Origin of the sequence: Micromonospora sp. RV43 (assembly GCF_001029515.1) — a bacterium.
In the GTDB taxonomy this organism is placed as follows: domain Bacteria; phylum Actinomycetota; class Actinomycetes; order Mycobacteriales; family Micromonosporaceae; genus Micromonospora; species Micromonospora aurantiaca.
This window is the reverse complement of the sequence record NZ_LEKG01000228.1, coordinates 1-9,553: the sequence shown is the minus strand read 5'-3', so window position 1 is coordinate 9,553 and position 9,553 is coordinate 1. Positions and strand designations below refer to the sequence as shown.

Here is a 9,553-nt window from a genome sequence, read left to right as displayed (position 1 = left end):
GGGCGAGGGCTGAGGGGGAGAGCGGGCAGGGGAACTGCGTCGACAAGGGGCGAGGGCGGAATCAGACTGGGCGGGTGGAACATCGGGATCTTGTTCGGGTGAGCAAGCGGCTGTCGCTGGCGTTGCGGCACCGGCCTGACACGTTCGGGCTGCGACTCGACCGGGCGGGCTGGGTGCCTGTGGCCGACGTGCTCGCCGGGCTGAGGATCAGCCGCGCCCAGCTGGACGCCGTGGTCGCGGGCAACGACAAGCAGCGCTTCGCGGTGGAGGCCGGTCCGGACGGGGCCGACCGGATCCGCGCCAACCAGGGGCACTCCGTTCCGGTCGACCTCGGCCTGACCCCGGCCGCGCCGCCGCCCCGGCTGTTCCACGGCACCGGTGAGGCCGTGCTGGACGCGATCCGGGCGCAGGGGCTGCGCCGGGGCGGGCGGCACCACGTACACCTGTCGCCTGACGTGGCGACGGCCCGGCGCGTCGGTGCGCGCCGGGGCGGCGCGGTGGTGGTGCTGACCGTGGACGCGGCGGCGATGGCCGAGGCCGGGTACCTGTTCTACCGCTCGGCCAACGGGGTGTGGCTCACCGACACCGTGCCGCCGCCCTACCTCAGCACCACCTGAGCTGCGGTCAGCAGGCGGTCACCGGGTGAGCCACGACGGCGTCGAACAGGTACGCGAGGTCGTTCGGCGCGGCCCGGTCGGGCTGGACGGCGCCCGTGCAGTCGGTGGCGCGGGCGCGCAGGACGTGCCGGCCCGCTGCCGGGGGGCACCACCTGACGGTCCAGCGCTGCCAGGCTCCGCCCCGGTCGGCGGCGACCAGGTCGGCGGAGCGCCATCCGTCGCCGGTGTCCACCTCGACGTGCGCGATCGGGCCGTTGCCGGACCAGGAACGGCCGGTCAGCAGCATCTCCTCGCCGGCCGGCACCCGGGCGTCCCAGGGCAGCTCGAACGCGCTGCGCACCGGCTGGGCGGTGAGCACTGTGCCGTCGGCCGGGTGGCCGGGGCCGAACATCCGGTAGAACTGCGTGTTCCACGGCGAGAACAGGGGAGTGGTGGAGACCTCGATCGCGCCGACCCACTTGATCGAGGAGATGCCGACCCAGCCGGGCACCACGACCCGCACCGGGAAGCCGTGGTCGGGGGGCAGCGGCTCGCCGTTCATCTCGTACGCCAGCAGCACGTCGTCGAGCGCCTTCGCGACCGGCATCGGGCGGCGTACCCGGCCGAGGTTGACCCCGCCGGAGACGTAGTCCGGGTCGAGGCCCTCGGGCATCACGTCGACCGCCTCGTCGCGCAGCCCGGCCAGGCGCAGCACCGTGCCGAGCCGCACGCCCCGCCACCGGGCCACCCCGACGCTGCCCAGCCCCCACGCCACGCCCGGGGTCGGCTCGTCCTGCTGCTCGGCGAAGTAGCGCCGCCCGTTGCCGGCGCACTCCAGCAGCGCCGCGTGCTCCTCGGCGGGCAGCCGGCGCAGCTCGTCGAGGTCGAACTCGACCGGGTTGTCCCGGGTCGGCGCGCCGCGCAGCCCGTCGCCGAACAGGCGCAGCCGCCAGGTGGCCGCGTCCAGGTGCGGCGTGACCGTGTGGTTGCGGACGAAGAAGCGGTCGATCGGGACCACGTACCCCTGGCCGGCCATCGACGGCCAGCGCATCTCGGCGTTGGTGTCCAGCGGGCGCAGCAGGTCCGCCGGCAGCGGCTTGACGATCGGCGCGCCGGGGTCGACGCCGACCGGCGCGGACGCCACCGCGACCGGCTCGCGCTCCGCGGCGGCGGCGGTCACCGCGGCCATCGCCGCGCCCACCTCCAGCAGCCGGTCGCGGTCGACGCCCGGCCCGTGCGCCTGCCCGGCGAGCCACTGCCGGCTCCGGTCGGCGTCGTGGACGGCTTCGGCGGGGGACGGGGACTGACTCACGGCTGACCTCCGGGGTAGGCGACGCTGCCTTTCCTATTCAATCAGTAGGACTTTTCATCGATCCGTCGCAGGTGGCGGCGACCTCACGCCGCGCCGATCAGCGTCACCACGCCGGCCGCCACGAGCACACCGGCCCACAGCCGGTCGACGTTGAACCAGGCCCGGCGGAGCACACCGACGCCGAGCACCTCGTACACCAGCAGGGCCACGACCAGCGCGACGGCGAGCATGGCGACTGTGTGCACGGCGGCGGCGAGCAGGCCGGTCAGCGCGCCGGCCGGCGCGGCGGCGAGGTGCCCGGCGTGCGGGCCTCCGCCGGCCGCCGGTTCGGCGAGCAGCACCGGCAGCAGCATCAGGCCCGCGCCGTGCGCCGCGGACATCAGGAACGACCAGGCGGTGAGCTGCGCCGCCGACAACCGCATCCCGGCCCACCGGAAGTGCCGCTCGGACAGCAGCCGCCACAGCCCGAACCCGACCAGCAGCACCCCGCCGGTCACCGCGACCAGCGTGCTCGCCGTCACCGACCGGGTGGCGCTGACCAGCGCGGCGACCACCGCCACCGACGCCAGGTGACCGGCCGCGATCGGCGGCAGGGCCGCCAGCAGCGCGGCCCGGCGGCGCTCCTGCAGGCCCCGGGCCACCGCGAACAGCCACCCCATCGCCGGGTTCAGGCCGTGGAACGCGCCGAGGCCGGCCAGCGCCGCCCAGGTCGCGCCGGTCACGGGAAGCAGTACGAGTCGGACGAGGCGTCGCCGCCCTGCAACCGGGTCTGGTGTACGCGCAGGCCGCGGAACTCCTCGCCGCGCGGGAAGAACCGCGGGTCCGGCACGAGGCCGCCGTGCTCCGGGTCGACGTCGAGCTTCGCCACCCAGGCGCCCACCCCGTCGGGGTAGAACTGGTCGTCCCAGGCGCCGTAGAGCGAGTTGCTGACGTAGACGCGGCGGCCGTCGCGGCTGATCTCGACCATCTGCGGCCCGCCGGCCAGCGGCTCGTCCGGGAACGCCGGGTGCGGGGTGCGGTTGACGATGCCGCCGAGGCGTACCGAGCCGACGCGTACCGGGTGGAACGGGTCGCTGACGTCGTAGCGGATCAGTTCGCCGGTGCCCCAGCAGGAGACGTGCAGGAACCTGTCGTCAACGGATAGGTCGATGTCGGTGACCAGCGGCGGCACCGCCCCGAACGGCTTGAGCAGCTCCGGCAGGTCGGCCGGGTTGGCCGGCTCGGCGGGGATGTCGATCACCTTGGTGACCGCCCAGGCGTCGCCGTCGCGGTGCCACAGCCAGATCGACGCGGACAGGTCCTCGACGCTGATCACCACGCCGACGAAGCCGTACGACTTCGTCGGGTCGTGCGCGGGCCGCAGCTCCAGCGGCATCTGGTACTGGTCGCCGAGGTCGACGCGCTGCACGTGCCGGCGCCTCGCCAGGTCCCAGAAGTGGATCGCGTGCCCGTACCGGCGGCCCAGCAGCAGCTCACCGACGATGCCGTCCTCGATCATCGACGGCGTGCCCCACTCGCTGGTGACCAGCACGTCCTGCGTGTAGTGCCACCAGAAGTCGTACGCCAGGAACTGCGGCCCGCGGTCGGCCTCCCACGCGCCGCGTACCTCGAACGTGGTGTGGTCGAGCACGGCGATGCCGCCCGGCCCCTCCTGCCCGTCGGCGCCGCCGAGCGCCTCGTCACCCCCAACCAGTTCGAGCTGGAATTCCTCGCCGGCCGCAGGGAGACGTAGATGCCGTCCGGCCCGCAGTGCACCGTGTGCGGGCGGGAGTACCCGGCACGCCTGCCGAGTTCCTCCGCTCCGATCACCTTGACCAGCTCGGGGCGGCGCGGGTCGGGCTTGGTGTCGAGCACGTGGATCCGGGACGAGCGCAGGCCCGGCACGATCAGGTAGCGGCGCTCCACGTGCGGGTGCGGCGCGGTCGGGCAGAGTGCGCTGCTGCACGCGTTCCACCCGAAGTGGTGCAGCTCGTCGCCGGTGTCCGGCAGTTCGGTCCAGCCCACCACCCGGCCGTACGAGCCGGAGTCCGGGTCGGTGTCGAGCACCGCGATGGCGTCGGGGCGCTGCCCGGCGCGGTCGAACGCGGCGACGTACGCGAGTTTCTCGGCCGGCCCGGCGGCGGCGAGCGCGGGGGAGGGATAGAAGGTCGGGTCGGGTGTCCAGCGGGTCATGGGTTCTCCCTCGCGGTCAGCCGGCGGGTACGCCGAGGCGGTCGAGCAGGTGGCGGCGCAGCGCGCCGAGGGCCGGGTCGTCGGGGCTCGGGGACGGGCCGAGGCGTACCGGCACCTCCTCGGCGATCACGCCGTCGTCGAGGAGCAGGACGCGGTCGGCCAGCAGCAGCGCCTCCTCCACGTCGTGGGTGACCAGCAGCGCGGCGAAGCCGTGCTGGGCGCGCAGCCGCCGCAGCAGCCCCTGCATGCGCAGCCGGGTCAGCGCGTCCAGCGCGCCGAACGGCTCGTCCAGCAGCAGCAGGTCCGGTTCGCGGACCAGCGCGCGGGCCACCGCGACCCGCTGCGCCTGCCCGCCGGACAGTTCGGCCGGCCAGGCCCGGCCCCGGTCGGCGAGACCCACCTCGGCCAGCGCGCGGCCGACCCGGTCGCCCACGTCCGGTCCGGTCAGCCCGAGCGCCACGTTGTCCGCCACCCGCTTCCACGGCAGCAGCCGGTGCTCCTGGAACACCACGGCGGCGGTGCCGTGCAGCACGTGCTCGCCGCCCGCGTCACCGTCGAGCCCGGCGAGTACGCGCAGCAGCGTGCTCTTGCCGGATCCGCTGCCGCCGAGCAGCGCCACCGTCTCGCCGTCGCCGATGGTCAGGTCGACCCCGGCCAGCACCACCGCCGGGCCGAAGGACCGGGTCACCGCGCGTGCGGTGAGCACCGGCCCGGTCAGGTCGCGCGCAGTCCGCGTCGCCACGCCAGCGTCCTCCTCTCCGCGTACCGGATGAGCAGGTCGGAGGCCAGCCCCAGCAGTGCGTAGATGAGCAGGCCGAGCACGACGACGTCGGTCTGGCTGAACTCGCGCGCCTCCATCATCAGGAAGCCGACGCCGGTCTGCGCGTTCACCTGCTCGCCGACGACCAGGCTGAGCCAGGCCGCGCCGATGGCCAGCCGCAGCCCGAGGAACAGCGCCGGCAGCGCGCCGGGCAGCACCACGTGCCGCAGCCGGGCCGCCGCCCCGAGTCCGCAGGTGCGCGCCGCCTCCACCAGCCGCTCGTCGATGTCGCGGATGCCGGCGTACGTGTTGAAGTAGATCGGGAAGAACGCGCCGAGCGCCACGAGCGTGACCTTCAGCGACTCGCCGATGCCCACCCAGATGATCAGCAGCGGGACCAGGCCCAGGTGCGGCAGCATCCGGGCCATCTGCACCGGCGGGTCGACCAGGTCATCGCCGAGGCGCAGCAGCCCCGCCGCCGCGCCGAGCACGAGCGCCAGGCCGCCGCCGATGAGCAGGCCGAGCGCGGCGCGGGTGAGCGAGTCGAGCAGGTGCACGCCGAGCGTCCCGTCGCTCGCCAGCCGCCACCCGGTCGCCAGCACCGCGCTGGGCGCGGGCAGCTTCTCCGGCGCGAGCAGCCCGGTCCGCGCGGCGGCCTCCCAGGCGAAGACCAGCACGACCGGGCTCACCGTGCGCCGCCACCGCCGCGGGGCGCGGGCCCGCGACCGCCGCGGCGTCACCCGATCGGGTACGACCGCAGGACTCGCCTCGGCCAGCGCCGGACCGCTCACTGGAACGCCTCGTTGAACCGGCCGTCCACCCGCCCGGCGATGTCGACCGGTCCGGGCACCAGCTTCAGCTCCACGAAGCTGTCCGCGATGGCCTGCAACTCGGCGCCGATCTCCGGCGTGACCGGGGCGAGCGGCTTGGCGCTGCGGGCCAGCGCCCGGGTGGTCACGTCGAGCGGGATCTTCAGCTCCGGGGCGAGGACGGCGGCCCGCTCGGCCGGGTGGGCGATGCCCCAGTCGGTGGTCTGCCGGTACGTGTCCAGGAACGCCCGTACGTCGTCGGTGCGGTTCTTCACCGCGTCCGGCGCGGCCAGCACGTACTCGCGGTTGCCGGCCAGGCCGGTCGCGTCGGCGAGCACCCGTACGCCGGGCTGCTCAGCCAGCGCGAAGTAGGGATCCCAGATGATCCACGCGTCGACCTGCCCGTTGTCGAACGCGGGCCGTCCCTCGGCGGGCTTGAGGTACTTCACCTTGATGTCGGCGAGCGTCATCCGGTTCGCCTCCAGCAGCTTCACCAGCAGCCAGTGCACGTTGGAGCCCTTGTTCAGCGCTACCGTCTTCCCGCGCAGGTCGGCGAATCCACGATACGGGCTGTCCGCCTTGACCAGAACCGCCTCGCCCTGCGGGATCGGCTGGGAGGTGCCGACCACGGAGAACGGGATCTTCCCGGCGGCGGCGAACACCGGCGGCGCCTCGCCCACCTGGCCGATGTCGATCGAACCCGCCTTGAGCGCCTCGGTCAGGGCCGGGCCGCTCTCGAACAGCGACCAGGTGACGTTCTTCGCGTCGCCGCGCGCCTTGACCAGGCTGAGCCCGCCGAAGCGCTGATAGCCGATCCGCAGCGGGCCGTCGCCGCCGCCACTGGCGTCGGCCGCCTCGCCGCCGCAGGCCGTCAGCGCCGTCGCGGCGAGCAGCGCGAGGGTGGTGAGCAGCGCGGCCACCGGCCGGCGGCGCGATCTGGGGGTACGCATGGCGACTCCTCGGGGAGGGATGGGCCCGGCCGTCGGCGGGCGACAGCAACCTACCAACCCGATAGGTTTTATGGGTAGTGTGTCGGCGTGGTCGTCCCACCACTCAGGAGGCGACCCGCCCGATCCCGCACCGGAGGTACACCATGTCGCTCACCTTCCACTGGTTCCTGCCGACCTACGGCGACAGCCGGGACATCGTGGGCGGCGGCCACGGCGTACCGGTCGGCACCGCCGGCGGCGCACGGCCCGCGAGCGTCGCGTACCTGGGGCAGATCGCCCGCACCGCCGAGCAGCTCGGCTTCGCCGGGGCGCTCACCCCCACCGGCGCCTGGTGTGAGGACGCCTGGCTGACCACCGCCATGCTCACCGAGGTCACCGAGCGGCTGAAGTTCCTCGTCGCGTTCCGGCCCGGCCTGCTCTCACCCACCCTCGCCGCGCAGATGGCGTCCACGTTCCAGCGCCTGTCCGGCGGGCGGCTGCTGCTCAACGTGGTCACCGGCGGCGAGTCCGCCGAGCAGCGCGCGTACGGCGACTTCCTGGACAAGGACGCCCGCTACGCGCGTACCGACGAGTTCCTGCACGTGGTGCGGGCGCTGTGGCGCGGCGAGACGGTCGACCACGACGGCGCCCACGTGCGAGTCGAGGGAGCCCGGCTCGGCCGGGTGCCCGACCCGGTGCCGCCGGTCTACTTCGGCGGTTCGTCCGGCGCGGCCGGGCCGGTGGCGGTACGGCACAGCGACGTGTACCTGACCTGGGGCGAGCCGCCCGCGCAGGTGGCCGGCAAGCTGGACTGGATCCGCGGGCTCGCCGCCGAGGCCGGCCGCGAGCTGCGGTACGGCATCCGGCTGCACGTGATCAGCCGGGACACCGCCGAGGAGGCGTGGGCCCAGGCGCGCAAACTGCTCGACGGCATCCCCGAGGCCGACGTGCGCGCCGTGCAGGAAGGGCTGCGGCGCAGCGAGTCCGAGGGGCAGCGGCGGATGCTCGACCTGCACGGCGGCTCCCGCGACGGGCTGGAGGTCTCGCCGAACCTGTGGGCCGGATTCGGCCTGGTACGCGGCGGCGCGGGCACCGCGCTGGTCGGCAGCCACACCGAGGTCGCCGACCGGATCGCCGAGTACCACGCGCTCGGCCTGGATGAGTTCATCCTCTCCGGCCACCCGCACCTGGAGGAGGCGTACTGGTTCGGCGAGGGCGTGCTGCCGATCCTGCGGCGGCGCGGGCTGTGGCGGCACCCGGCCGGCGAGCCGGAGACCGAGGCGCCGGCCGCCGTGCCGTTCTCACCCCGGCCGGTCCCGGCCCGCGTCTGACCCCGCCGCGCCCGTTTCCGGGCTGGAGCGTGCCGGGCCGTCCGGCGCTGCCGGATTCGTCGCGGTCAGGGCCGGGAGCTGCCCGGGGTCGCCTCGGCCAGATCGGGCGGCCCCCGGGTTCCGGTCAGATCGGGCGGCCCCCGGTTCCGGTCAGATCGGGCGTTGCTCGGCGAGGAAGTCGGCCAGCACCCGGGTGTGCGTGGAGAAGGCCAGCTCGACCGGATCGGTGAGCACCAGCCACTCGGTGGCCTCCTCGGTCGGCGCCGACGGCGGCAGGTCACCGACCGGCCGCTCGGGCAGCACGCCGAAGACCATCATGGTGCCGCCCGCCGGAGCGCCGTGCACCGCGAACAGTCGCGCCTCGCCGGCCTCGGCCCGCAGCCCGGTCTCCTCGCGCAGCTCACGCACGAGCGCCTCGGACCACTCCTCGCCGTACTCGATGAAGCCGCCCGGCAGCGCGAGCTGCCCCCGGGCCGGTTCGATGTCGCGGCGTACCACCACCACGCCGAGCCCCTCCGGCGTGCGGACCGGCAGCACCGCCACCGCCACCGGCAGCGGATTGCGCCACACCGTCTCGCCGCAGGAGGAACAGACACGCGGCCACCCGGAGTCCGCCGGGTAGGCAGCGCCGCAGAACGAGCAGTGCGAGTACGCGGTCACGCCGCAGCACGTTACCCGGACCCCCGGCCCGGGGTCAGGCGTCACCCCCTCGGCCGGCGAGCGTGGCGCGCGCCTCCATCAGGGCGAACCCGAGCAGGTTGTCGCCCCGCCAGGTAGCCGGGTCGGCAGCCCGTGGATCGTCGGCGGTCAGGCCGATGCCCCAGATCCGGTCGGTCGGGCTGGCCTCGACGAGCACCCGGTCGCCGGTGCCGAGCAGGAACCGCCGCAACGGCTCGTGCCGGCCGAACTTGGCGACGCTGCCGGCCACCACGATCTCGTAGCGGCGGGCTGCCCAGGTCGCCTCGTCGAAGTCGCGGACCTGCCGGCCGAGCGCCTTGGCCCGGTGCGGATGCCCGGCGGCCAGCACCCGCTCGGCGATCGCGTGGTCCCCGAAGAGCGTGGCCTTGTGCCACATCATCCAGTGCTCGGCGGTGGCGAACTCCCGGCCGTCGACTGTGAACGCCGCCGGCCACCACTGGCTCAGGCAGCTCGCGCCGACGCTGCCGTCAGGCCGTGGCCGGTGCCCCCAGAAGTGCAGGTACTTGACCGTCTGCCCGGCGTCGAGCGCAGTGGTCAGGTCGGTGACGGAGCGGATCGGCATGCCCCGCAGTCTGCCCCACCCCACCGACATCCCACCGCCGCATTTCACCCCGGGGACGGCACACCGACGTCACCGTCCACCGCGGACATCTCCGTCCGGCCCCGCCCTCCCCGCCCGCTGCCTCGGCTCGTCCGCTCACGTCGACATTCCGACCACGCGCGCCTCGCGACGTCGAGCCACATTCGCCTGCCCGAGCCGACCGCGCATCTTGACTGCAGAGAAGGCCGTCCCGCATCACGAGATCCCGAGAGATCTTGGAGCGATCGGGCCCTCATGAGGGCCATTCCCTACCAAGATCTCCAAGACCTGAGCCGCCCTCGTCGTCGATCTTGCGCTTTGGTGCCCCTCGTAACGTACCTATCGGACATTCTGCGGGCGCAAAG

10 protein-coding genes and 1 pseudogene are annotated in these 9,553 nt (G+C 74.2%); 2 read left to right on the top strand and 9 right to left on the bottom strand.

What is annotated here, in order from left to right; genetic code table 11:
• Nucleotides 1-74 precede the first annotated feature (74 nt).
• Nucleotides 75-617, top strand: coding sequence for an RNA 2'-phosphotransferase (locus tag ABD52_RS33970; protein ID WP_013286741.1), 543 nt, complete (start codon nt 75-77; stop codon nt 615-617).
• Nucleotides 618-624: 7 nt separating this feature from the next.
• On the opposite strand, the gene ABD52_RS33965 is transcribed toward ABD52_RS33970, so the two are convergent.
• The 7 genes and pseudogenes from ABD52_RS33965 to ABD52_RS33940 form a co-directional block, all read right to left on the bottom strand.
• Nucleotides 625-1,908, bottom strand: a complete 1,284-nt coding sequence (locus ABD52_RS33965; protein ID WP_047894431.1) for a sulfite oxidase — start codon at nt 1,906-1,908, stop codon at nt 625-627.
• Between the two features lie 83 nt (nt 1,909-1,991).
• Nucleotides 1,992-2,630: a hypothetical protein gene (locus ABD52_RS33960; protein WP_047894430.1), complete on the bottom strand. Its 639-nt coding sequence runs from the start codon at nt 2,628-2,630 to the stop codon at nt 1,992-1,994.
• The gene (locus ABD52_RS41520; protein WP_255352897.1) at nt 2,627-3,538 is read right to left on the bottom strand and encodes a selenium-binding family protein; all 912 of its coding nucleotides are present in this window, start codon (nt 3,536-3,538) and stop codon (nt 2,627-2,629) included. The genes ABD52_RS33960 and ABD52_RS41520 overlap by 4 nt, the downstream gene beginning before the upstream one ends.
• A gap of 152 nt (nt 3,539-3,690) precedes the next feature.
• Nucleotides 3,691-4,080: pseudogene (locus tag ABD52_RS41515) on the bottom strand (selenium-binding protein SBP56-related protein); the annotation flags it as partial.
• Nucleotides 4,081-4,096: 16 nt separating this feature from the next.
• Nucleotides 4,097-4,822: an ABC transporter ATP-binding protein gene (locus ABD52_RS33950; protein ID WP_047894429.1), complete on the bottom strand. Its 726-nt coding sequence runs from the start codon at nt 4,820-4,822 to the stop codon at nt 4,097-4,099.
• Complete coding sequence (locus tag ABD52_RS33945) at nt 4,795-5,631, bottom strand: ABC transporter permease (protein WP_047894428.1); 837 nt, start codon at nt 5,629-5,631, stop codon at nt 4,795-4,797. Before ABD52_RS33945 ends, ABD52_RS33950 begins: the two co-directional genes overlap by 28 nt.
• Complete coding sequence (locus ABD52_RS33940) at nt 5,628-6,599, bottom strand: sulfonate ABC transporter substrate-binding protein (RefSeq protein WP_013286735.1); 972 nt, start codon at nt 6,597-6,599, stop codon at nt 5,628-5,630. Before ABD52_RS33940 ends, ABD52_RS33945 begins: the two co-directional genes overlap by 4 nt.
• 143 nt (nt 6,600-6,742) lie before the next feature.
• Between ABD52_RS33940 and ABD52_RS33935 the strand changes: the two genes are divergently transcribed.
• Nucleotides 6,743-7,909, top strand: coding sequence for an LLM class flavin-dependent oxidoreductase (locus ABD52_RS33935; RefSeq protein WP_047894427.1), 1,167 nt, complete (start codon nt 6,743-6,745; stop codon nt 7,907-7,909).
• 150 nt (nt 7,910-8,059) lie between these two features.
• Here ABD52_RS33935 and ABD52_RS33930 read toward each other — a convergent pair whose 3' ends face one another.
• Both ABD52_RS33930 and ABD52_RS33925 read right to left on the bottom strand, forming a co-directional pair.
• Nucleotides 8,060-8,569, bottom strand: coding sequence for an NUDIX domain-containing protein (locus tag ABD52_RS33930; protein WP_013476504.1), 510 nt, complete (start codon nt 8,567-8,569; stop codon nt 8,060-8,062).
• A 34-nt stretch (nt 8,570-8,603) separates the two neighbouring features.
• Complete coding sequence (locus tag ABD52_RS33925) at nt 8,604-9,170, bottom strand: NADAR family protein (protein ID WP_235437642.1); 567 nt, start codon at nt 9,168-9,170, stop codon at nt 8,604-8,606.
• Nucleotides 9,171-9,553 lie beyond the last annotated feature (383 nt).

Coding starts and splice junctions, on each gene's coding strand:
- ABD52_RS33925 (WP_235437642.1), bottom strand. CDS start 9,170: ATGCCGATCCGCTCCGTCACCGACCTGACCACTGCGCTCGACGCCGGG.
- ABD52_RS33935 (WP_047894427.1), top strand. CDS start 6,743: ATGTCGCTCACCTTCCACTGGTTCCTGCCGACCTACGGCGACAGCCGG.
- ABD52_RS33940 (WP_013286735.1), bottom strand. CDS start 6,599: ATGCGTACCCCCAGATCGCGCCGCCGGCCGGTGGCCGCGCTGCTCACC.